Annotated in this window: 25 protein-coding genes and 2 pseudogenes; 1 reads left to right on the forward strand and 26 read right to left on the reverse strand. The window is 52.0% G+C overall.

The window, feature by feature from the left end:
• Window positions 1–13: 13 nt before the first annotated feature.
• The 22 genes and pseudogenes from GPK89_RS02690 to GPK89_RS02795 form a co-directional block, all read right to left on the reverse strand.
• Window positions 14–772 (reverse strand): phosphoadenosine phosphosulfate reductase, encoded by a 759-nt coding sequence (locus tag GPK89_RS02690; protein WP_215691450.1) that lies wholly within the window; start codon window positions 770–772, stop codon window positions 14–16.
• On the reverse strand, window positions 769–2,838 hold the full coding sequence (locus GPK89_RS02695; RefSeq protein WP_215691451.1) for a DNA topoisomerase 3: 2,070 nt from the start codon (window positions 2,836–2,838) through the stop codon (window positions 769–771). Before GPK89_RS02695 ends, GPK89_RS02690 begins: the two co-directional genes overlap by 4 nt.
• Window positions 2,835–3,614 carry a DUF4366 domain-containing protein gene (locus GPK89_RS02700; protein WP_215691452.1) on the reverse strand — a complete coding sequence of 260 codons (780 nt, stop codon included), beginning with the start codon at window positions 3,612–3,614 and terminating at the stop codon, window positions 2,835–2,837. Before GPK89_RS02700 ends, GPK89_RS02695 begins: the two co-directional genes overlap by 4 nt.
• Window positions 3,607–3,843, reverse strand: coding sequence for a DUF4315 family protein (locus tag GPK89_RS02705; protein ID WP_006573549.1), 237 nt, complete (start codon window positions 3,841–3,843; stop codon window positions 3,607–3,609). The genes GPK89_RS02700 and GPK89_RS02705 overlap by 8 nt, the downstream gene beginning before the upstream one ends.
• Window positions 3,844–3,859: 16 nt before the next feature.
• Window positions 3,860–6,064 carry a C40 family peptidase gene (locus tag GPK89_RS02710; protein WP_215691453.1) on the reverse strand — a complete coding sequence of 735 codons (2,205 nt, stop codon included), beginning with the start codon at window positions 6,062–6,064 and terminating at the stop codon, window positions 3,860–3,862.
• Entirely contained in the window at window positions 6,064–6,894 is an 831-nt protein-coding gene (locus GPK89_RS02715) for a DNA-methyltransferase (protein ID WP_252261410.1), read from the reverse strand. The genes GPK89_RS02710 and GPK89_RS02715 overlap by 1 nt, the downstream gene beginning before the upstream one ends.
• Before the next feature lie 152 nt (window positions 6,895–7,046).
• Window positions 7,047–7,640 carry a nitrogen fixation protein gene (locus GPK89_RS02720; RefSeq protein ID WP_215691454.1) on the reverse strand — a complete coding sequence of 198 codons (594 nt, stop codon included), beginning with the start codon at window positions 7,638–7,640 and terminating at the stop codon, window positions 7,047–7,049.
• A 15-nt stretch (window positions 7,641–7,655) separates the two neighbouring features.
• Window positions 7,656–10,055, reverse strand: a complete 2,400-nt coding sequence (locus GPK89_RS02725) for a VirB4-like conjugal transfer ATPase, CD1110 family (protein WP_215691480.1) — start codon at window positions 10,053–10,055, stop codon at window positions 7,656–7,658.
• A 1-nt stretch (window position 10,056) separates the two neighbouring features.
• On the reverse strand, window positions 10,057–10,437 hold the full coding sequence (locus GPK89_RS02730; RefSeq protein WP_215691455.1) for a PrgI family protein: 381 nt from the start codon (window positions 10,435–10,437) through the stop codon (window positions 10,057–10,059).
• Window positions 10,406–10,894: an XF1762 family protein gene (locus tag GPK89_RS02735; protein WP_215691456.1), complete on the reverse strand. Its 489-nt coding sequence runs from the start codon at window positions 10,892–10,894 to the stop codon at window positions 10,406–10,408. Before GPK89_RS02735 ends, GPK89_RS02730 begins: the two co-directional genes overlap by 32 nt.
• The gene (locus GPK89_RS02740) at window positions 10,882–11,475 is read right to left on the reverse strand and encodes an MT-A70 family methyltransferase (RefSeq protein WP_094762434.1); all 594 of its coding nucleotides are present in this window, start codon (window positions 11,473–11,475) and stop codon (window positions 10,882–10,884) included. The genes GPK89_RS02735 and GPK89_RS02740 overlap by 13 nt, the downstream gene beginning before the upstream one ends.
• Window positions 11,465–12,334: a VirB6/TrbL-like conjugal transfer protein, CD1112 family gene (locus GPK89_RS02745; RefSeq protein ID WP_005934793.1), complete on the reverse strand. Its 870-nt coding sequence runs from the start codon at window positions 12,332–12,334 to the stop codon at window positions 11,465–11,467. Before GPK89_RS02745 ends, GPK89_RS02740 begins: the two co-directional genes overlap by 11 nt.
• Before the next feature lie 39 nt (window positions 12,335–12,373).
• Window positions 12,374–12,457, reverse strand: a pseudogene (locus tag GPK89_RS02750) (Maff2 family mobile element protein); the annotation flags it as partial.
• Window positions 12,458–12,546: 89 nt separating this feature from the next.
• Complete coding sequence (locus GPK89_RS02755; RefSeq protein ID WP_007884068.1) at window positions 12,547–14,211, reverse strand: recombinase family protein; 1,665 nt, start codon at window positions 14,209–14,211, stop codon at window positions 12,547–12,549.
• Between the two features lie 6 nt (window positions 14,212–14,217).
• Entirely contained in the window at window positions 14,218–14,415 is a 198-nt protein-coding gene (locus GPK89_RS02760) for a hypothetical protein (protein ID WP_006858666.1), read from the reverse strand.
• A gap of 242 nt (window positions 14,416–14,657) precedes the next feature.
• Window positions 14,658–15,950 (reverse strand): virulence-associated E family protein, encoded by a 1,293-nt coding sequence (locus tag GPK89_RS02765; RefSeq protein ID WP_007884071.1) that lies wholly within the window; start codon window positions 15,948–15,950, stop codon window positions 14,658–14,660.
• Window positions 15,951–15,963: 13 nt separating this feature from the next.
• Window positions 15,964–16,605 (reverse strand): CHC2 zinc finger domain-containing protein, encoded by a 642-nt coding sequence (locus GPK89_RS02770; RefSeq protein ID WP_014081132.1) that lies wholly within the window; start codon window positions 16,603–16,605, stop codon window positions 15,964–15,966.
• A 64-nt stretch (window positions 16,606–16,669) separates the two neighbouring features.
• Complete coding sequence (gene mobQ, locus GPK89_RS02775; RefSeq protein ID WP_006859284.1) at window positions 16,670–18,259, reverse strand: MobQ family relaxase; 1,590 nt, start codon at window positions 18,257–18,259, stop codon at window positions 16,670–16,672.
• A gap of 152 nt (window positions 18,260–18,411) precedes the next feature.
• Window positions 18,412–18,771 carry an SdpI family protein gene (locus tag GPK89_RS02780; RefSeq protein WP_006859274.1) on the reverse strand — a complete coding sequence of 120 codons (360 nt, stop codon included), beginning with the start codon at window positions 18,769–18,771 and terminating at the stop codon, window positions 18,412–18,414.
• Window positions 18,772–19,058: 287 nt separating this feature from the next.
• Window positions 19,059–19,361: a DUF3847 domain-containing protein gene (locus tag GPK89_RS02785; RefSeq protein WP_006859273.1), complete on the reverse strand. Its 303-nt coding sequence runs from the start codon at window positions 19,359–19,361 to the stop codon at window positions 19,059–19,061.
• Window positions 19,358–19,690 (reverse strand): hypothetical protein, encoded by a 333-nt coding sequence (locus GPK89_RS02790; protein WP_006859272.1) that lies wholly within the window; start codon window positions 19,688–19,690, stop codon window positions 19,358–19,360. The genes GPK89_RS02785 and GPK89_RS02790 overlap by 4 nt, the downstream gene beginning before the upstream one ends.
• On the reverse strand, window positions 19,691–19,876 hold the full coding sequence (locus tag GPK89_RS02795) for a hypothetical protein (RefSeq protein ID WP_033118356.1): 186 nt from the start codon (window positions 19,874–19,876) through the stop codon (window positions 19,691–19,693).
• A gap of 535 nt (window positions 19,877–20,411) precedes the next feature.
• On the opposite strand from GPK89_RS02795, the gene GPK89_RS02800 reads away from it, so the two are divergent.
• On the forward strand, window positions 20,412–21,233 hold the full coding sequence (locus GPK89_RS02800; protein ID WP_006859270.1) for a helix-turn-helix domain-containing protein: 822 nt from the start codon (window positions 20,412–20,414) through the stop codon (window positions 21,231–21,233).
• A gap of 44 nt (window positions 21,234–21,277) precedes the next feature.
• Here the strand turns inward: GPK89_RS02800 and GPK89_RS02805 are convergent, their stop codons facing one another.
• The 4 genes and pseudogenes from GPK89_RS02805 to GPK89_RS02820 all read right to left on the reverse strand — a co-directional run.
• Window positions 21,278–21,703 (reverse strand): hypothetical protein, encoded by a 426-nt coding sequence (locus GPK89_RS02805; protein ID WP_022261510.1) that lies wholly within the window; start codon window positions 21,701–21,703, stop codon window positions 21,278–21,280.
• A gap of 43 nt (window positions 21,704–21,746) precedes the next feature.
• Window positions 21,747–22,274 carry a hypothetical protein gene (locus GPK89_RS02810; protein WP_006859268.1) on the reverse strand — a complete coding sequence of 176 codons (528 nt, stop codon included), beginning with the start codon at window positions 22,272–22,274 and terminating at the stop codon, window positions 21,747–21,749.
• Between the two features lie 230 nt (window positions 22,275–22,504).
• Window positions 22,505–22,774 (reverse strand): annotated as a pseudogene (locus GPK89_RS02815) (helix-turn-helix domain-containing protein); the annotation flags it as partial.
• A gap of 191 nt (window positions 22,775–22,965) precedes the next feature.
• Window positions 22,966–23,100 (reverse strand): DUF4368 domain-containing protein (locus tag GPK89_RS02820; RefSeq protein WP_215691481.1); only part of this gene is annotated, 135 nt, incomplete at its 5' end.

Genomic DNA, 23,100 nt, shown 5'->3' on the forward strand with positions numbered 1-23,100 from the left:
AAACCTCCATTTCTTATTTGCTTTTGGGCAAAGAAAACCCCGTTTGGGATTTGCTCAGTAAACGAGCCTTTACCTCAGACGGGGTTTCTCTGCGCGTCATCCGACGATGGAAGATGTTATCCTCGTTCTCCCATTCAATCAGCCGGTCAAACATATCCGGGTGCTTTGTGACCATGTGCAGCAGCTCCGAGTCACTGGCGTTGGGACAGAACCAGCAGCCGTTTCTCCGGCAGTGAGTGTAGATTGGGGAAAGCAGCCCGTGTTCCTGACAGAGCTTGTAGGCGTCAACCTCGGTCATGCCGTACTTGGCAAGCAGACTGACCTTCTTCACGCCGTCCAGACGCGCAAGGCGTTTGGGTTCATCCTCCGCGATGCCGACATAGCTCACGGTGTCCGGAGAAAGCGCGGCATTGTACTTTCGGACGGGCGGGATTTTGCAGTCCCGATTGACCGCGCACATCCCGGCCCACGCAAAACCGCGAACCTCGCCCTTGTGCGGTCCGCGGGTGATGACATGATGGAACACCTCATCGTAGGTCTTGTCCGCATGGAGAATGGTGAACTTGATGCCCAGCTCCTTTTCGCAGAAGGGCTTGAGCCGGTCATAAATGAAGTCCCGGTGTTCCGGGACTTCGCCGCTTGTGTTTTTGTCGAACATGACCTCACTGAAAACCGCCTCGTCCAGCGGCTCATTGTGCTGTGCAGCCAGCAGGAGCGTCGCTACGCTGTCTTTGCCTCCGCTGCATGAAGCAATATATTTCGGGCGGCTCATCGGTCAAACTCCATCTTGAAGCTGACGTATTTGCCGCCGCTGTCATCCAGACGGATCACCGCATCGTAGAGCTGAGGCTTCTTCGGCGTGTAAAGCCCGGTCACGCGGCACCAGCCCTTGTCCAGCAGCTCCTTTGCAATCTTCTTGGTCAGCTTCTTTTTCTTGCTGGAAAAGAACTTGTTGTCTTCCCACAGGCAGAAGGAGCAGTCCTTGTTCGAGCAGTAGAAGTTGCCCTTGCCGACATAGACCGGAGAGCCGCAGCGGGGGCATTTGCCGATTTCCTCTTTCCCCGTGCCGAAACGCTGGGCTTCGGCATCGGAGAGAAACGGGTAGGCTTTCACGAGATCCCCGGTCATCCGGACAATGCCGCTGAGAAATGCGTCTGCATCCGCATTGCCGCGTTCGATCTCCATGAGCGTGTTTTCCCATTCCGCAGTCATTGCGGGAGACGTAATCTGTTCCGGCAGGACGCAAACGAGGTTGCAGCCGTCCTTTGTGGGAATGAGGGATTTGCCTTTGCGCTCTGCAAAGCCGGACTTCACCAGCTTTTCAATGATACCGGCGCGGGTCGCGGGAGTGCCGAGACCTTTCTTCTCGGTGTCATCGTCGAACTGATCGTTTCCGGCAGTCTCCATTGCAGACAGGAGGGTATCTTCCGTGTACTGCTTCGGAGGTGTCGTGAAGTGTTCGGTGATGCTGGCAGATACACCATCCAGCATATCGCCCTCATGGACTTCGGGCAGGGACTTCATGGGATCGTCCTTTTCCTTCGTCTTGAGAGATGCCTTGAACAGCTCTTCAATGGCTTTCCAGCCGTTTTGAATGACGGTCTTGCCCTTGGTTTTGAACGCATAGCCCTCGCAGGAGAGCGTGATCTGCGTCTCTGCGTAGGTATGCTTCTCACCGGTTGCACACAGAAGGCGCATCCCGACAAGATTGAGGATTTTCTGCTCCGACTGAGGCAGCGCGAAAACATCCTGCTTTTCAAGCTGGACGGTCGGGAGAATGGCATGGTGATCCGTGACCTTGATGTTGTCGGTCACGCGGGCAATGTCCGGAGTGATCGAAACGCCGGAGAAAAGCGGAAGCTGGCGGCAGACAATGGAAATGACCTGACGGGCAGTGTCCTCCATATCGTCCGTAATAAACTGGCTGTCCGTGCGCGGATAGGTCAGGAGCTTCTTTTCGTAGAGCGTCTGGACGAGATCAAGCGTCTGCTGGGCAGTGAAGCCGTAATATCGGTTTGCCTCGCGCTGCAAGGTGGTCAGATCATAGAGCTTTGGAGGATTGACGGTTTTCGTCTCCCGCTTGAGAGAAGAAACGACGGCTTGCTTTTTCTCGCAAGCCGCCGCAATTCTTTTTGCTTCCTCTTTGGTTTTGACCTTTTCCAGATCGGCGGTCAGATCGCCCTTGCCGATATGGACATTGAAATATTTCTCCTTCTGGAATGTGGAGATTTTCCCGTCGCGTTCCACCAGCATTGCAAGGGTCGGCGTCTGGACGCGCCCGACCACCAGCTTTTTGTGATAAAGCGTGGTGAACAGGCGGGTGCCGTTGATGCCAACAATCCAGTCCGCCTTTGAGCGGCTGAGTGCTGCTTCATAGAGACGGTCATATTCCTTGCCATCTCGGAGATGGTTGAAGCCTTCGCGGATGGCGGAGTCCTCCAAAGAGCTGATCCACAGACGCTTGAAGGACTTGGTGCATCCGGCTTTGTCGTAGACCAGCCGGAAGATCAGCTCACCCTCGCGTCCTGCATCGGTTGCGCAGACCAGCTCGGTGACGCGCTTGTCCTTCATGAGAGCGGACAGCACCTTGAACTGCTGTGCTTTGTCCTTCGTGACCTCAAACATCCAGCTTTCCGGAACAATGGGCAGATCGTCATACCGCCACTTGGCATACCGCTCATCGTAGGAGCTGGCGTCTGCCAGCTCCACCAGATGACCGAAGCACCACGAAACGATGTAATTGCCGCCCTCCATATAGCCGTCCTTTCGGGACGTTGCGCCCAGAACCTTTGCGATGGACTGGGCAACGCTGGGCTTTTCAGCAATGACTAAGATCAATCTTCATCACCATCCGTTTCGACATTCTCCGCAATCTGCGGCTCTTCATCCTCATTGATGTACGGCTCTTCCTCGTAGCCTTCATCATCAAAGAAGTCCATATCTTCATCCTTGGGCTTTCTGCCCTTGACGAACTTGATGTAGTAATAGGCTGCACCCGCAGCACCGGCAAGAACGAAGATGACGAGGATCATGCCGATGTTGGATTTCTTTTCGGGTTTAGTGGCGGGAGCATCGGTTTCCGCATCCTTGTCCGGCTCAGGCGTAACGGGGGCTGCGCCGGTGCATTCGCTCATGTTGGTCTTGCAGACCGGGCAGTCGGTGTTGACCTGACCGGCAGCGCACTTTTCCTTGCAGTTACAGGTGGTCAGAGCAGCCGCAGTGTCTTCATCCAGCAGCGCAAGCAGATCGCTTTCATCGACCATGTTGAGGAAGTACGTCTGATACTGTTCCTCATCCTCGTTGATGGGCGCATCGTAGTCGATGACAATGAAAAAGGTGTTGCCGTTCTTCGTCTGGACAGTGATGAACTGCTTGTTCGTCGCCTTGTCATAGAGCAGGTCGCGGGTGTAGGCGTTGCCCTCATCGTCAATCGGCTCACCCTTCGGCTTTTCCGGCGTGGGAGTGACTGCGGGCTGCTGTTCGGGCTGAGTTGCCTCCGTAACCGGAAGGTTCTGCTCGGTATCATCGGCGTAGGCAAACGCCGTGACCGAGAAGCAAGACAGAACCATGACGCAGACCGCAAGGACGGTCAGAAAACGAAACTTCTTACGCATTGTCGATTACCTCCGTATTTTCAGCGGGCTTGGTGCCGCCCTTCATGGAAGACAGGAACGCCATGATCTGATCCTTGTCCATCACCATAGAGCGCACGGTGTTGATGATTTCAAGGTTTTCCAGCTCCGTCTTCTTGTCGTACAGCTCCTTGAGCTGACCTTCGATTTCGGATTTCTTCTTTTCAGCCTTCTCAATGTCGGAGAGGACTTTCTGATACTTGGGATTCATGAAAAACTCCTTTCTTTTAATAGGCGGGTCTTCCGAAGGCGTAGAAATGCTGCTGCCAATAGGAAGAGTTGATGGATGTGTACTGAATGGGATCGCCGCAGTGAATCATGACGCCATCACCAACATAAATGCCGACGTGAGACACGCCGGGGGTGTCATACGTTCCGACGAAAAAGATAAGATCGCCGGGCTGTGCATTCGCCTTTGAAACCGGCGTACAGACGTTGTAAAGCCCCTGTGCGCCCAATCGTCCGGTATCTACAAGTCCGCTGTTCGTGAGAACGTAGCTGACGAAGCCGGAGCAGTCAAAGGACGTGTCGGGATTGGAGCCTCCCCAAACATACGGATAACCGAGATACTTTTCCGCCTCGGTGATCAGTGTCGCAAACTTCTCGTCGTTCAGGTATTCCGGGTTGACATCGTAGTCGGCGGGAGGATTTGTGATGTACTTGTCCACATAGGGGGAGTTACCGAACAGATCCTCGCGGTTGCCCAGCACCGACATATACGTCGCGTACATGGAAAGCTGTTCCTGAGACATGATGTAGACCGGGACGTGGGAGAGATTGAAGTTTTCGAGCTTCACGTTGCAGATGTAGTAGTCATACGGGACGCGATAGGTTTCCGTGTGCGTGTTGCCGTCTGCGTCCGTCCATGTGTCGGTTTCCGTGCGGTATCTGGTTTCGACGATAACCTCTTCGGTGAGGATGTACTGCTTTTCAAACAGCATTTGGAGCGTACCCTGCACCTCATCCAGCGTGAACTCGCCCTCATGGAGAGCCGAGAGAATGGAGATCAGCACATAGGGGTCATGCTCAATATCATCCAGATCAAAGTGATACTCGTCATAGTCATGGTTACTTTCATAGTTATCCAGATAGCTTTGCAGCTCTTGCTCCATCCGGCAATACTGCGCCTCCGCGCCCAGCATCGCGTCATCCTCGCTGAGATAAGAGGAAGCGATAACCGACGAGCCGGTAGAAGTAAGCATCGAACACGAGCTGATTCCGGCACCGAGCAAAACGAGAAGGGCAATTCCGACGCCGATCCAGATGAAGACCTTCTTGTTCTTCTCAAAGAACTCCTTGATCTTGTCGGACGCCTTCTCACCGAGCTTCTTGCCGGTATTCTTTGTGGCAGTCCCAGCAGTCTGAGGCCCGGCATTTCGAGCGGCGGCATATTCCTTCTTGATGCTCTGCTTCTGGTAGTGCTTGTTCATGTTCTGCTTCTTCATCTCAGGATGCTCCTGCTGATTTCTCTCATATTGGAGCTTCGCATCCGCAGCATCCGCCTTGTGTTCCAGCTTGGAGACCTTCTCGTAGGGCTTGTTGACGCTGCTTTCCCGATGATGACGGAAATGCCGAGCGGCAGTCTCAGCGGCGATCTCCGTTTTATGCGCCGCCTCAACCGCCGTGTTTTCCTGTTCGACCTCATGGATTTTGCCGTGAATGCCGGAAGCGAGGGTGTCACCGACCTTGCGGACGGTTTTATCCGCTTCAAATTGCAGCTTGCCTTTGCCCTTTGGGTTTTTCAGCTCATCCTCAAAATGAAGGCGGGTTTTGCCCTTGCCGGTCTCTTCATCAAAAACGCGCTCCTTCTTGAGAACCTTGTGCGTGGGCAGCTTTTTACGGGCGGCATCCAGACGCTCATGTGCCTTCTCGGACTTCCTTTCGAGCTTCTGCATCCGCTTCGTGGGCGGGACGGCATCGTCCGAGACCGGCTTTGCAGAGGCGGTTTCCGCCGCTTGAGTGAGAACGGCATCTGCATCCACTGCTTCAACCGCAGAGGTCTTGCGCAGCTTGTGCGTGACAACCGTTTCGGCAATCACCGTGCCGGTATGCGAAGAAACGCCGTGCTGCTCCAAAACAGGAGGCTTGAACGGCGTTTCCGAGGGCAGCGGTTCAGGTGCATTCTGGGGTGGATTTTCTGCCCTTTTCTCTTCTGTGACGGTCGTTTCCGAGGGCGGCTGTGTGTCGTTATCCACGGCGTGTTCCGCCTGAAACTGACGCTGTTGACGGCGCATCTGCACCTTTTTCTGTTCCTCCGCAGAAGGAGCTTCGGAAGGCGCGACTGTCTCAGCGGACTTCACCAACTCTGCTTCTTCCAGCCGCTTTGACACACGCTGCTCGGTGCCAGCCGTCAGGTTTTTCTCGACCGCGCCGTCTCGCGTCATCCGCACGACTACCTTGTCGCGGGCTTTAAGCTCCGGTTCCTTGGACATCAGATTTCACCTCCAATCCGCTTGTAGGCAAGATCGGTGTATTCAGGGTTCAGCTCGATGCCGACGAAATGACGCCCCATCTGCGCAGCAACCATGCCGGTTGTGCCGCTTCCCATAAAGGGGTCAAGCACAATGCCGCCTTCGGGACAACCGGCGAGAAGGCAGGTCTCAACCAGCTTCGGAGGGTAGGCGGCGTAATGACCGCCCTTGAAGGGAACGGTGTTGATCTTCCAGACATCGCGCTTATTGCGAAGCGGATTGATGTCTGCGTCCTTGATCTTGCCATGCTCACGGGGGCGGTTGATGGACTGCGGCTGAGGCTGACCGGGAACGGGCTTGCCGTATTTGTTGCCGCCTTTCATGCCGCGCTTGAGGCGTTCCGCCGTTGCAGGGGCAATCGGCTCGGAAATCGCCTTGTAGTTGAAGAAATACTTCTTGGACTTTGAGAACAGGAAAATATGCTCATAGCAGCGGGATAGGCGGTCTTTCACGCTCTCCGGCATGGGGTTATCCTTCATCCAGATGATGTCGTTGCGCAGATACCAGCCGGTATCACGGAGGGCAAAAGCCAGCATCCACGGAATGCCGATCATGTCTTTCGGCTTGCAGCCCTCAACCTTGTTGTTGAGAGCCACAGCCTGACCGTTTCTGCCGTTGGGGTTCTTTGGGTCAACAAAGTCACCCTGATTGCCTTTTCCGGCGTAGGTGTCCGAGATGTTCAGCCAGAGCGTACCGTCCGGACGCAAAACGCGCCTGACTTCGGTAAACACTTCCGTCAGGCGCGAGATATATTCCTTCGGCGTTGTCTCTCTGCCGATCTGAGCCTCCATGCCGTAATCGCGGAGCGCGTAATACGGAGGGGACGTCACACAGCAATGAACGCTGTCATCGGGCAGAGTTTTCAGGATTTTAAGGCAATCGCCGGTATGAATGATGTCAAGCTCTATAAAAACCAGCTCCTTTCTTCGGATTTGAGCGCATATCAGTCGGAGTAATACTCGTCCGGTTCGTAATCCTCATCTTCCGTGAAGTCCTCGTCGAGATCGTCAATCTCGTCCGCCCAACGGTCGAAGATTTCCTCGGCTTCCTTCGCCGCCTCACGATAGAGGCTCAGCCGGTTCTTCTCAAAGGCGGCAAAGGCGGGGACGAACTTGCCGAACTCGCGGATTGCCTTCACATCCTGCGTGCGCATATCTGCGACGCACTGGATGATTTCGGACATCGTGAGCAGATCGTCGATCATCAGCTCATACTTGTCCTTGGGGATAGATACGGCTTCATCATCCGCCGCGTCAGCGAACGGGGTATTCTCGTCGCTGTTGCTGCTTTCGGGAACATCAACCTTGAAATAGAAACCGATCATATCCACAGATACCTTGGTCATAATCTGACGCGCCTCCTTGACCTTTTCGTCGATGTCCTCCCTCACATGGAGGTAGGCGCGGTGATGCTTCTTGAGGTTGCTTTCCAGTCGGATCAGATCGGTCAGCTCCCACAGAGCCTTAAACAGCGCGGAGGTGTTCTCTCCGTATTCGATAGCGTCCGCGTAGGGAATGGTAATCATCTTGTTGTTCATATTCAAAAATCCTCCTTAGTTCTGTACGGTTTCTTCGGGTTTGGTGGTCATGATGCGGTAGAGCTGGGTGTCCTTCGGGAAATCGTCCTTGAAGGGAACGATGGTCGAGCCGTAGAAGATCAGTCCCTCACCGGCGTTGGAGTTGGTGATGTAGTTCTGCTGGCTGGGCGAGATATTCAGCGCCTTCGAGAGAATCTGCCGGTCGCCGGATGCCTGATTCAGAAGGTAGACAAAATCCGAGTTTTCAAAGATGTTCTCCACCTCACGGGACGCAAGAAGATCCTTGACGTTCTGCGTGATTCCGGTCGGGATGCCGCCCCATTTTCTGAAACGCTTCCAGATTTCCACGCTGTATGCGGCGGTCTGTTCCTCCTTCAAGAGCAGATGGAACTCGTCCATGTAGTAGCGAGTTGCCTTGTGCTGGGCGCGGTTGATTGTAACTCTGTTCCAAACCTGATCCTGCACAATCAGCATACCGAGCTTCTTGAGCTGCTTGCCGAGTTCGCGGATGTCATAGCAGACGAAGCGGTTGTTGACATCCACATTCGTTCTGTGATTGAAGACGTTCAGAGAGCCGTGAACATAGATTTCAAGGGCGGTTGCGATGCGCTGCGCCTCCGGCTCCTTCTGATTTCTCAGAATGTTGTAGAGGTCTTCGAGGATCGGCATTTTCTCCGGTTTGGGGTCTGCAAGGAACTCCTGATAGACCATGCGGACACTGCGGTCAATGATGGTCTTCTCAACCGGCTGCAAGCCGTCCTTGCCTCCGACAATCAGTTCACACATGGAGAGGATGAAGTCGGATTTCAGCGTCAGCGGGTTTTCCTCTTCGGAGTAGTTCGTGTTGATGTCCAGCGGATTGATGTAATCCGTGCTGACCGGCGAGATGCGGATGACCTGACCGCCGAGCTTCTGAACAAGGGGGAAATACTCGGCTTCGGGGTCGCAGACAATGATGTCATCCTCCGTGATGAGGAAGGCGTTTGTCATTTCACGCTTGGCAGAGAAGGATTTACCGGAACCGGGCGTACCCAAGATCAGCCCGTTGGGGTTCTTGAGCTGCTTGCGGTCAACCATGATCATGTTGTTGGACAGTGCGTTCAGCCCGTAGTAGAGAGCTTCGCCGCCCTGAAAAAGCTCCTGCGTGGTGAATGGCACGAAAACCGCCGTGCTGGAAGTGGTCAGTCCGCGCTCGATCTCCACCTGATTGACGCCGATAGGCAGAGAGGACATCAGCCCTTCCTCCTGCTGGAAGTCAAGACGCTTGAGCGCACAGTTATACTTTTGGGCAATGGCTGCGGTCTGAAACACCGCGTTTTCGAGCTTCTGGCGATTGGTTGCCGTGTTCATGATGAGGATGGTCACAAGGAACAGTCTCTCATTGCGGGTCTGGAGATCCTGCAACAGACGCTTTGCCTCACCGCCGAAGGTGGCGAGATCGGACGGAATGATGTCCATATCGTAGCCGGAGCGGACTGCCTTTTTCTGCTCTTCGATCTTCATCTTGTCGAGGTCGGTGATCTTCGACTTGATGCTCTTGATCGCCTTCGCCTGGTCAATCGTCCGGATATGAAAATTGACCGTGATGTTGCTGTCCATCTCAAGGAAGTCGGCAAGCATACGGTCATTGAGTTCCGGCGCGAGGATTTGCAGGAAGCTCACCGCGCCGATGGTTCTGCCCATCTTAAAGCACTTGCCTTCACGGAAGTCAAAGGAAGTGGGCGCGATGAAATCCTTCGTGCTGAGTCCTGTCCGAGCAACCATGTCAAAGGAAAAGCGGAACGGCTCATTGGTGTCCATGTTGAACACATCATGAAGCACTTTCAGCCGCTCGTAGCCGGACAGAGGCTCGGTTTTCACGCCGAGAGGTTTGAAGTTGTTGAGGATGTCGGTTTCAATGCGTTCGAGCTTCGGCTTTGCCGTGCGGAGGGAGTCCGCCTCAATGCCGAAGGTGATGTACTTCTTCTTGATCAGCCCGTTGTTGCCCTTGGTGAGCTGGTTTTGCAGCATACCGGAATACTCGGAGCGGATGTCGTTGAAGGCGTCCTCCTGTGCCGGAATGTTGATGCGCTTGCGGAACTCATTGAGGCTTGCCTTCTGATTGATGAAGGAGAGCTGGACGAAAATCGAGCTGTCGAAGTAGTTCAGAAAGTCGCACCAGTTCTCAAAGATGGCAGTTTTGTCCTCGTTCTGCGCAAGCTGGTAGTTGATGTCCTCAAAGGCGATGGACTTCGTGTAGAGGCGGCTGTTCACCTTGCAAATACCGTCACGGCACATCTCCACATAGGGGATGGTCTGCTGGGCGGACTTGCGGACTTTCTTTGCCTTCCTGTCCTTTTTCTTCTGCATGACGATCCGCTTCTTTTCCTGAGCGGAAAGGGCATCGCCGTAAATGACGCCGTTTTTGACCGTCATCTTAGGCTTTGCCTTTGCTGTGATGTTGTTCAAGCTGCAATTCCTCCTGTTCTTTGATTTTCTGCTGAATCTCAGCGTAGAGATTGTTCGTGCGGTAGGGACGCACCTTGTCCCGGATGAACATGGACTGTACGATGTGGTACAGATACTTCTCGGCGGGCTGACCGTCCTTCTCGTAAAGCGCGAAGAAGATGAACGGGAGCATGATCACCACCATCAGCATTGCCGCCGTAGACAAGTCGAGATGTGCCTTCGCCAGAAAGAAAATCGGGACACCAACCGCCGCAGCGATGGAAAAACAAATGAGCTGCCGCTTGGTCAGGTTGAACATGACCTTCGTTTTGACGCGGTTAAGATTCTTCGGGACCGGAACAAATGCCATTGACTGTTTCCTCCTTTCTAAGCTGCTTTTCATAGCGCAGCTTCATTTGCGCGGGATATTGATCCTCCTTCGGCTGACGCTTGCCTGTCCAGCGAAGCCCACCCGCTTTGCCTTGACAGATCCAGCCGGAAGCCCGAAGGCTTGCACCGTTTTCACTTTCCAGCGTGTAGGTGATGATGCGCTTATAGCCTATAGCCGCAGCAGCTCTTGCCGCCGCGCCGTAGAGAAAGCTGCAAGCGTTCTTCGCCCCGTTGGTGCATAGCCTTGTAACCTCCAATGTGAAGCCGTCATCCAGATACCGGCTGACGGGACGCCCGGCGATGATTACACCGACCAGCTCACCGTCTGCTTCACAGCCGATGGAAAACTTGTGACCGGCAACCGGCTTATGATGCCGGTGATACTTCCGGACATACTCGTTGGCGTCTCGAAGAGAGATAGGTCTTAGCCGCAGCATGGTGTTTCCTCCATTGGAAGATGTGCCGTGCATTCGACCTCGTTGCCCCAAACGTCCCAGCCTTCGGGAGACTGACGGGCAAAAAGCTCTACGCGGGGAAGGTCTCCCATGAGCCGAACAATGCGTTCCCGCGCCTCATCCGGCTTTTTGGAATGCTCTTCGATGTGGCTGAGGATGACCTGACGCACACCGGCGTCAACTCGCTTCGGATGTCCCTTCGTGGCAAGGATGCAGATTTCCGCGTTTGCCCTTGTCCAATACCCCATGCCGGTGAAGAGGTCATCGTTCTTGCGGTTTTGCTTCACCCATACAAAAGCCACGGTCTTATAAGAAAAGCCCCATGCCGTCAGCACTTCGAGTGCTTCACAGAGGCATGGGAACGTGATCCAGAGGAACAGAGCGCAGTCCTTCGCAGCCAGTTCGCCAACCGGAAGTGCCTTGATGTCTTCAATGCACATCGTCGGATAATGGCTTTCTGCCGACCGCCCCTGTCCCTTCTTGGAGTAAGTCCGATACGCCCAAGGGGGATCGGCGTAGATGATGCTGTACTTCTTCATGCTGCCGACCTCCTTAGTGCGCATGGAAGATGGATTTTGCGAGGCTTCCGGTCTTGAACAGCGAGAAGCACAGAATGACCGTGTACGCTGCCACAGAGAACAGAGCCGAATGAATGTTGTCTGCGATGATCATGCCGTTGATCAGCACCGCATAGATGCCGACGCAGACCATGATGAGAAAGCCCTGAAATGCCAGAGCGAACAAGCCTTTCAGATAGTTCGTGCCGATGCTGCCCCATTCGCGGTTGCTCATGGTTGCGATGGGAATAGGCGCAATGCTCACGGTGCAGTAAATCTCAATCATGCGCCCGTAGAGAATAACCGTAATGAGGATCGCCATGATTTTGAGGCACAGGCTGATCAGAAGCGTTTCTATCGACAGTCCGAGCAGTTCTCCGACACCCATGTTCTCCATGCCGGTACGCATCTGCGCAATCGTCGCGTCAATGTCAATGCTGGTGTTGCCGTGGATTACTCCTGCTGCACCGGAAACCACGTTCTGCCCGATGTCGAATACTGCCATCACGATGTCAAACGTGTGTGTCACGAGATAGATCGCCACAGCCGCCTTGAAAAACCACTTGAAGAACATCCAAGTGTCCATGTCGTGAAGGTTGTTTTTCTCGGTGATCATGGAAATCAGCTCGTAGCACAAAACAAAGGTGATGATGATACCAGCGATGGGGACTATCACGTTTTCGGATAGTCCCCGGATCATCTGGTACACGCCGCCGTTCCAGCCGGACGGGGTTTGCCCGACCTCGGCGGCAATCGTTCCTACCTTCTCGTTGACATCGGTGAACATATTGGTCAGGTTGCTCTCGATCCATCCGATCAGCATATCCTTGAGAGCCTGTTCGATCTTTTCTAAAATGCTGCCCAATATTTCACCACCCTTCGGTTAAGCTGGGCTTGCCGTGGATTAGCCGAACAAACCGGAGAGCAGGGGGATGAGGGTCGTGCCGATCAGCACCACACCGCCGCCAGCCATGAGCTGTTTCATACCAAAATAGGTGTAAAACTCTGCTCGATGGCGGGCGGCGGCGTGTCAAGAAATTTATGGAATTTTTTTAGAACCGCCCCGGCGGGAACAGGTCAGGCCGTGACCTGTTCCACCTCCGGGATGGGTTTGAGATTAAAATGAATTTCAATAGAAATGTGTCGTGTCTTATCGCTGTCGATGTGTTCATGGACAACGATTTCTTTAATCAGACGGTTGAGGGTGGCAGCGTCCAGCTCCGTGATGTCGGCGTATTCCTGAATGGCGTCCACCCATTGCTTGGCGTCCACGGCAAGGCGGATTTCATCAGCCAGCTTCCTGCGCCCCTGTTCAACCCGTTCCTTTAGTTCAGCCTGTTCCTTCTGCGTCTTATCCAGCATGAGATTGAAGTTTGCTTCGCTGATACGTCCGGCAACCATGTCCTCATAGAGCCGCAGCACCATTTTTTCCAGTACCTCAATCCGTTCCTCGTGCTTCGTCAGGGAACGCTCCAACGCTTCCCGCTGGCCTTTCTGCTCGGCTTCACAGGTGTTGGTAAGCCGTCCGGCAACAGCTTCCCCGTCCATCAGGGCGGCCTTCGCACATTCCCGGATTTTGTTCAGCACAAGGCGGTAAAGGGTTTCGTACTCCACACGGTGCTGGGTACAGTGCTGTTTCCCATAGGCATTATAGGTCTTACAGGAATAAATCTGCTTCGGGTGCTTGTCGTTGGTGTAGCGGATAGTCAGTGATTTCCCACACTCGCCACATTTGAGAAGCCCCGCAAACAGGCTGATTTCCCCGGTCTGGCGGGAACGCTGCCGGGATTTCAGCTTGTCCTGCACGATGTCAAAGCTCTTGCGGTCAACAATCGGCTCATGCCGTTCCTCCACCACAATCCAGTCCTGCGGCTTTTTTTCCCCGATGGTGCCGATTTTGAAGCGGTAGTCCTTCTTCTGGGAAGCGATAGCCCCGGTATAGACGGGATTCATCAGGATGTCCTTGATTACCGAAAAATCCCACATATACCGCCCGTTTACCGGGTCTTTCTTTTCCCATTTAGTGCGGACATTGCGGAAGCCCCGTTCCCGGTTCCACCATGTAGGGCAAGGCACCTTCTGTTCTTCCAGCCTGCGCCGGATAAAGTTCGGGCCGTGTCCTTCCAGCGCCCAGCGGAAGATTTGCCGGACAATGGGGGCGGTTTCCTCGTCCACCAGCAGATGGTTTTTGTCCTCCGGGTCTTTCTGATACCCGAAAGGGGCGATACAGCCGGTAAACTGGCCTTGCTGGGCTTTCAGAAGGTAAGAGGAATGTACCTTCTTGGAAATATCCTTGCTGTACATCTCGTTGAGGATGTTCTTGAACGGCGCAATGTCGTTATTCTCCCGCATGGTGTCGATACCGTCATTCATGGCGATATAGCGGACGCCGTGGCGGGGAAAGAAGTCCTCAATGAGTGTGCCGGTCTGCAAATAATTTCTGCCCAACCTCGATAAATCTTTCGTTATGACAAGGTTTATCTGCCTGCGCTCGATGGCTTTGAGCATCCGTTTCAGGTCGGGGCGCTCCATGTTCAGCCCCGTGTAGCCATCGTCCTGATAGACTGCCACAACCTCCCATCCCTGCTTTTCGCAGTATTTTTCCAGCATATCCCGCTGGTTGGCAATACTGGCGCTCTCCCCGTCAAGGTCATCGTCTTTGGAAAGCCTGCAATAGATGGCTGCCCGGAAGCTGCCTGCCAGTATTGCGTCCATGTCTGTATATTCATATCCGTTCATCATAACCGTTTACCCGCACAATCCAGACGGAACACGGTTCTTCTGAACCTCATCCTTATTATACTCTAAATCTTGTGTTTTCGCAAGATTTTCTTTGCTGGTATTCTGCCCATATTTTTGGGCAATCAGGCTCACAAAGACGTCTGTGGCGTCCAGTTCGCCGTCAAAAACTGTGGTAACATGAATCTCTGTTTTCGTTTTTGCCATAGGCAGTTATCCTCCATAATAGAATAAGCCAGACAAGGAGAAGGTCGGCAACGAAGTCCGGCAACGGGCTTCAAAAAACCTGAAAACTATCTCTGTCTGGCAGTTTGGCTCTTATTTTTATTTTCTTTTATTTTTCTGTTGTTTTGGTTGCTGATAAGGGGAAAAGCCCGCAGTTACGGGGGGTTTCCCGGCAACCGGCTCGGCAACGGGAGTGCAACAGGGTCGGCAACCGGCTGCATTTTTCAGAAGGGAAGCTCCATCTGTTCCGTGACTTCCTCAAATCCTTCCGGGATTTTTTCAGCTCCGTTGCTGATGTCCGTTGCTTTCGTTTCACGCTCCCAGCCCTTTTGCCTGCCGTATTCCGGGAACACACGGGGGTTGGAAAAGTAATTCCAGCCCGTCACGCAATGGTTCATGATGTCGTTGACTTCCCGGATTTCCCATTGCTTCGGCTCGTCAAAGGGGTGGTTCAGGGCTTCCTTGAAAAGCTGCTTGGAACACACCATGCCGCCGGTATAGCGGTCAAGGTATGCCTGTATCATCCCGGCCTTGGTGTCCTCCGGCATGAAATCCCGCTGGTGTTCTTTGAGATAGCGCACCATTTCCGGGCTGAAAGACAGCTTAAAATCCCCGCTGCGGTAAACCGTCATGGCTTCTGCCCAGACCTGTGCAAGATAGGCTCTGGAAGCGGCTTCGTCCTCCAAAATGTGAACCTCGGCCTGTTCCGGGTACACCATGACCGGCAGGAAGCGCCGGTTGCCGGAACGGTCAAGGGGCAGGAAGTCAAGGGCATTGGAAGTGCCGCCGAACACACATTGCCGCAGCCTGTCCTCCGGGTGGGTTTCGTATGGGATTTTATAGACCTCCTTCTGTCGGCTTAAAAATGACTTGATTTCCTCAATGCTCTTGGCATTGGCGGTGGCAATCATCTCCGACATCTCGATAATCCAGTGGCCTTGCAGCTTGCGGTACACGTTATCATCATCCAGCTTCCGCAAATCATCGGAAAACCACTCGTCTTTTACTGCCAGCAGCCGGAAAAAGGTGGATTTCCCGGCTCCCTGACCGCCCACCAGACAGAGCATGACTTCAAATTTACAGCCGGGGCAAAATGCCCGGTGGATGGCTCCCAGCAGGAACAGCCGCAGGGCTTCATAGGTGTACTGGTCGGTGTCGGCTCCCAGAAAGTGGCGCAGGCAATAGCGGATACGCTCCTGCCCATCCCATGAAAGGCCGTTCAGGTAGTCCCGGACGGGGTGGTAGCCGTTTTCATTGGCAACAATCCCGATGGCGGCGGTAATCTTTTTCTCACTGGTAAGCCCATAGGTTTCTTCCAGATACAGGAGCAGATAGTTCATATCCGTGTCCGTGATGGCGGTGCCGATGCGGTGGTAGCCGATGGGCTTTACAATGTCCACTCGCTCGGTCAGCAGATTTTTTGCGATTGCCCCGGAAAGCAGCGGGTCATTCTGAAAGACGGTCAGGCAGTTGCGGATACTGTTGCGGACGCTGCCTTTCTCGGTGCTTTCCAGCATGGCCTTTACTTCCTCAATGCTCCGGGGCGGGGCTGCTTCTTGTATGGTCTGTTCTGCGGCCTGCCGTATCTTGGGCGGCAAGCTCTGCCATTCGTCTTTCAAGATTGCTCACTTCCTTTCCATAGTCAACGATAAGGACTGCCCGTTCCTCCATATCCGGGGAGAGCAGCACATCCAGCAGATATTCCACATGGGATTGCTTCTGCAAGGCTTCCACAAAAAGCGGGTGCCATGCTTCTTCCGGCATCTTAGGGGCATAGTCCCGTTTCCAGCGGCGCAGAAGATGGTAATAATCGGACAGCACCCGGAAGCAGTAACGCTCCATGCGGCAAAACCGCTGTTCCGGGGTTTCCTGCCGGGGTTTGGGTTTTCTCCTGCCGGGTGGTTCCCTGTCCTCATAGGGGATGGAGAACTCCTGCGCCAGCATGAGGGCGGCTTCCTTCGGACTGACAGCTTCCAGACGGGAAACAAAGTCAATCACATCCCCGTCTGCCTGACAGCCGAAACAGTGAAAGCGCCGGTCAACCTTCATGCTGGGGTTTTTATCAGCATGGAAGGGGCAGACACACATCCCGTTTCGTCCCACCCGGATTCCAAAATGCTCCGCAGCCTGCCGGGTGGTAACAGACTGCTTGACAGCTTTAAATACATTCAAATAAATCCTCCTGAAAATAAGAAAAGCGCCTGTCATTCTCGAAAAAGAAAATAGCAAGCGCCTATTAAAGTTCCATATCCTGTTTTTTCTCTGTGCGGGGCTGCTTCCGTTTCTCGGCCTGTTCTTCCCGGATACGCTGCGTCCGGCCTTTGACTGCCTGCTGGATGGACGGTTTCTTTCCCGGCTCGGCGGTCTGGCGGTACTGTTCAGACGGAAGAACCTGATTGAGCCAGTGACGCACATCCCGGAGAATCTTCACATCCTCCTGTAATGCGGACAACCGTTCCTTATATCCGGCAACTTCTCCGGCAAGCTGTGTCTGTTCCTCATTCAGCTTTTTAATGCTGTACTTCTTCTCCTTCAAATGCACCTTGAAATAACGGATAGCGGCATTATAGGCGTCCAGCTCGTCCCGATGGGCGGCGGCAAACTGTTCCCGTGGCTTCTTAAACCGGATGGCAGCATACTCCACATGAACCGGCTTATGGGCTTCAAAGTTGGCGATATGGGAAAGCAGGGTGTTGATTTCTTTCATACGCTGTTCTTTCGGCTTCATCTCTGCCCGGATGGAAACGGCCTGCCCGCTGACGGTATCCAGATAAGCGTCCAAACTCTGCACAGTGGACAGCTCCTTTTCCCGCAGATAGCGGATAGCTTCCATAACCTTGTTGAAATCGGCAACGCTGCCTGTAAGCTGGCCTTTGCTTGTCCAGCCTGTACGTTCCTCCCGGCGCAAATCCAGATATTTCCCCAGCAGCTCCGGCAGGGTGGGTTCCTTCGATTCCTGCAAGGCTTCCAGCAGGGCGGCTTTTTTCTCCTTCAGGTCTGCAATCCAGCCTTTCAGGTGGCGTACCATCTGCCGGATAGATTGCATAAGGGAATTGGCGGCTTTGATGTCCCGGTTCAAGTTGCCGATGTTGGTCTGTATCCCTCGTTTCTCCATCTGGCTGACTGCTGGCCCCATATGGACGGTGGGGATTTTATCAAGCCCCTGCCGTTCATAGGAACGAAGGTCAAGGCGCTCCGGGCGTCCGTTGGCTTCCAGATAGCGGTTAGCGGTAGCCGCCCAGCCCTGCCGCCAGATCTCTCCGTACTTCTGGTCGTTCCAGTCCACGGTATCCTCCTTGTGGCTTTTCCAGCTCCCGGACGGGAGCCGGATACGCTCGCCGTTCTCGTCAAGGTCATAAACCTTCCGGCTCTTGGGAAGCCATTTCCCGTTTTCGTCCATTGCCCGCATGGTCAGCAGGATGTGGGCGTGGGGATTCCCATTCCCTTTGTCGTGGATGGCAAAATCGGCAATCATGCCTTTAGAAACAAAAAACTCCCGGCAGTAGTCCCGGATAAGGTCGGCGTGCTGTTCCGGGGGGATTTCCCTCGGTATGGCAAGCACGATTCTCCGGGCAAGCTGGGAGTTCCATTGCTTCTCGATAGCTTCGGCGGCGTTCCACAAAGTATTGCGGTCTGCATACGCTGGTGGGGCGTGGGGCGGCAGCATGATTTCTGTATGGACAATCTCGCTTTTATGGGAATAGTATTTCTGCTTCTGGTCGTACTCGGAAAACAGCCGTTCCCCACTCTGGTAGGCGGCAGACGCAACGGCTGACTGGTGGTTGCTGCGCTGGATTATTTTTATATCATGGTGTGGACAGGGCATAGCGTTCCTCCTTCCTGTGGTTGATTTTGGGCAAAAGAAAAGCAGGAAACCGTTTCTGATTTCCTGCTTAGTGGTGTCGCTGGTAGGCGATTAGTATTCAGTTTTGAAGGTTCGGGTCAGGTTGGCTCGATGATGGAAAGCTGTCTAATAGCTTAAAAGTTTTTGTTCGCAAATTTACTTGTAATTCCAGTTTCTGTTTTATAAAATCCAAAAATCAGAAAAATAATTCCAACAACTACTCCTGCAAATACGGTAGTCTGTGTAGAAATATTAAGAAGAAGTAAGGATATACACAAAACGATTTCTACCAAACCTAATGTTTTGCCAATACCAATAAAAATATTAGGTGCTATGCTTTGTGCATAATCCCAATGCTCTTGTGACTTCCGAGATGTAGGCGTATTGTATCCGTTACCGGATGTCATATCTTTTACCGGGTGCTTCTTTAAGATATATCCTACAAAAACCATAACAAAGGGTATGATGAAATTCAAAGCAATCAATCCATACATAAAACCATCTCCTTAGATAGTGTTCGTCATTAGCTTTATTATACTACGGGCAGTCCTGTTTTGGAATAGATAAATTGTAAACTTGCTGGACGGGAACAGCTTGCAGCGCAAGGTGTTCCCGGGCGGCAAGTCCACAAAGGGGTAGCTGGCGCAGCCAGCGCAGGGGAAGTGTAGCGTCCCCTGTGATGATTGGAAGCAGCCGCAACGGTGCTGAAAATCATCCGCTTTCCGCAGGAAGCCCCCGGCAGGGCGCAACGCACCGGCTTGACCGGTGTATAGTTGCGCCCTTACTCCGTAAGGGATTCCCCGGCTACCCGCCCTTTCACGCTTTCTGCAACTATTTCCTTCATGCCACTTTGAGAAAATGCCTGTTTCAGAATGTCCATCACATCCTCGTCTGTCAGCACTTCCGGCCTTAAAAGGAAACTTTCCAGCATAGCTCCTCTGGTACAGAGCCGGTGCGTCCGTTCCTTCCGGGTAAGCTGCTTCACCTGGTGTTCCAGTATTTTTTCTTCATGCTGCGCCCGCCGCAGTCTGGCTTCGCCTTTGGCAATCTCCTGATTCAGCTTTTCCAGCTTCTCATTTATCATGGCAGCCCTCCTTTGGGAAGCAGCGTGTAAATGCGGTTTGGTTCTCCCACACCCCGGCGCACCCGCAGGATAAGCCCGATGTCCTCCAATTCTTTCAGGGAACGCTTCACAGTGACGGGGCTGCGGGAGAGGGCTGCCGCTAATTCCATGATAGGAAAACGGACAAACAAAATGCCGTTGCTATCCTCTATCCCTGCCGTAAGGGTGGTGTTCAGCAGACGGGCATACATGACTTTTGCTGTGCTGCTGATCGGCAGCCGAAGCATTGCGGCGGGTAGCGGCATACAAGGCGGCAGAACCGTGTCTGCGCTCATAAATTCAAATTCCATTTAACTGATTTTCTCCTTTCGCTTGGCTCGTTTTGACAGGTAATGGGGGCAGTCTATCACGACAGCCCGGAAACTCTGCTTGCACTTATGCTGGCACTTCCGGCACAGGTCGTTGTAGGCCACACGCCCCCGGTCATTGAGGAAGAAGGAAAGCTCCAACTTCCGTTTCTTGCTCATTCTCGGCATAGTGCCTCCTATCATAGAAAATCCGCCCATTTCAGCCGTAACAACGGGAACAGGCGGATAAAGGTTTTTGGTGTCATGTTTCGGGGCGATTTTCAAGGAAAATACGGCCATAGAGCCGCTTTGAAATGCCCCATAGTATTACGGACGGGGCAGACTACACCCCGCCGATTTGTCGTGTTTGGGTAGCGTTTTGGTATCAGTTCTGCCGGGTTGTCCTGCTGTCGTTCCTGCCCCTGAATCTCACAGCGGCGTTTCGTTCCCGTTGGTACGCTCGCTGCGGTCAAGGTTCCTCCATTTCCTTGCCGCAGGTCGTTGCGCTACATCGCCGGGGAGCATATCCCATCAGGCCGGTCATTCGATTGGAAATAATCCATCGATGAACTGACTTAATCATAGCTCATTTTTGAACCCTTTCCCGTATGTCCATAAAATAGGAAAACCGCCCCAAAATCGAAAAATTCCACGATTTCGGAACGGTATATGGTATAATAAGGAATAACAGCGGCAGCCAGCCGCAGGAAGGAGCGATGTGTTTATGAAAACCCGCATTTCCGTACAGGAACGCCTGAAAGATTTACGGGTGGAACGGGGCTTGAATCTGGAAGAACTGGCACAGGAAACCGGCATTTCAAAATCAGCCCTCGGCAGTTATGAAAACGACAACGACGAATACAAGGAAATTAACCACGGCAGCCTGTTGAAGCTGGCAGACTTCTATCAGGTGTCGGTTGACTATCTGCTCGGCCTTACCAATAATCGGAGATATGAAAACACCCCGATAGAAGAATTACATTTGAGTGATGAAGTCGTGGAACTGCTGAAAAGTGAACGCTTCAATAACCGGCTGCTGTGTGAGATTATCTCCCATGAAAAATTTAAGGAATTGCTGGCAGACGCAGAAATCTATGTGGACGGGATAGCAACCATGCACTTCCATGACACAAACAGCTCACTGGCTGCTTTACGGGCTATGGTACTGGAAGAACACCCCGAAGCTGCGGCAGACCGGGCAATCAAAGTGTTGGAAGCCTGTCAGATAGAGGAAGAAGATTTTTTCTGCCATGTGACGCACAAAACATGGGACGTCATTCTCCATGATATACGCAAGGCGCACGAAAATGACAGCGAAAGTGCGCCGGATACCACGCCTGCCGATGAACTTATACGGGAAGTACAAAAGGCCATGCAATCTCCGGGGGACAGGGTTCAGCAATTCACGGAGATATTCTGCAAGGCGTTCCGGCTCAAATACAAGCGGCTCTCACAAGAGGAACGAAGCCTTTTGAAAAAGCTGTTCAAGAAATCCCCGCTGATAAAACAGTCTGGTATGAACTTCCGGCGCAGGCCGTGGAAATAAAAACAGCCGTTGTAGGATTTTGTTCCTACAGCGGCTGTTTTTATTTATGAATCTTCTCCAACAAAAGACAGGATATTTTCATCAGTTTGTAATGTAATTGTTGCGCTTTCTGAATCATCAGAATAAACTCTTGTTCCATATACGCCTGTAACAGGCTCCTCTAAATTTTCAAAAGTTAATCCGAGTTTCGAAGAAGAATTGTCAATCTTTTCAAGCGAATATGTACCTGTCCATTCTTGTTTATGAGTGTTATCTGTTAAGATAAAACTTTTTTCTTCAAAACTCAATGTCAAATCCAATACTGGTATGTCATCATGCACTGAACCTGAGAATAACATATTACCATCTAAATCAGTAATAAATTCTAAAGACCAGTTATATGATGATACCGACCGAGTTTGGGAAGAATCACACGAACATAAGCCTACACACATAAAAAAACATACGCATATTGCCAATAACCGTTTCATTTTACCTATTACCAACCTTAATTCACAACTGTTTTGCATTTAATTAGGGAAGTGTCACAGGGTAAGAAATAGCGAAAGCTCCACCGCCTGCCAAGGCATTATTAGCGGTAGCAACACCAGAAACAGAAACCGTTCCCTTATCTCCGCTATTACCTGTTCTTCCAGTATCCACATCAGTTTCGATTGTTTCTTCACCGTCGGCTAATTCTGCAAATGCCGTATTGGTGGATTTTTTGTTCATAAGCACATTAACTGTACCAGTCATACCAGTGAACTCCGGTTTTGGAGATTCATACCACGGTACATACAACTTCACATGAACTTGAATCCCATCATCCTCATCATAAGTTGCATAAGAGTTAATACGAACATTAGCGACTGCTCTTTTGGTGACACCATCGGAAATCATAACATCGGTTAAGTATCCGTCATATTCTCCAATGACTACCGGCTGTTGAGTATCCGTTATTTCCGTTGTTGTTCCCGCTGCAAAAGCAGGAACCGCACTCACAGAAAAAAGCATACAAAACGCTACCAACGAGGTAAACAATCTTTTACTAAATTTTTTCATAAACAATGCTCCTTTCTAAAATGACCAGAACCTACATTTTTTGTATTCAGTTATTGGCAATATGCTACTAACCTGCAAGCACACTCTCAAATCATAAAATGTTTCAAATGTACTTGTTTTATTTTATGATAGCACTTATTTACATTGGGTACAATAGAAAATATACACCATTAAAATTTAATTTTTTGTGCAAATCGAATCAAATATAAAATTATATCGCTTTAGATATTGTCCTGTTCTAATTTAATCACATTCATAATACCACAATTCAAGGCTTCACAAATGCGAACCAGCGTTTCCATGCTGATATTCTTTCCCTTGCCCATGTTGGCAATCATATTTGTGGTAAGACCGGCGGCAAGCCGCAAATCCTCTTTCCTCATGCCACGCTCTTTCAGTGTGTTCCATAGTGGCTGATAACTAATGTGCATAGGCTTCCCGCCTTTCTTTCCATCGTCAAGTGTTTTATACCCATTATAGCAGAAATCTTGCGTTTCCACAATATTTCTTGACTACACCGCCGGTTCCGTCTGGATTGTGCTTTTCCTTTCTCCGCTTTTATTACATCTAATTAGCCATGAGCTGCTTGATGCCCTGAGACTTTACTGATGTGTGATAAAGAAGTAATAGAAGTGTAAAAAATTTTGCCGTTCCTATCCGGCACATGAGGTATGTCGGATAGGTCGGGCGGTTATTCGGGCAAGTCCACCTTGCCAACAAAAGAATAATAAATCTCAATGTCCTGCCTGCGGGTCTTGTTCTCGTCATAGCTGCACTCATGCACAACAATTTTCTCTACAAACTCCCGCAGCAGAGTAGGGGTAAG

The sequence above is a fragment of the Gemmiger formicilis genome, assembly GCF_018784445.1.
GTDB lineage: Bacteria > Bacillota > Clostridia > Oscillospirales > Ruminococcaceae > Gemmiger.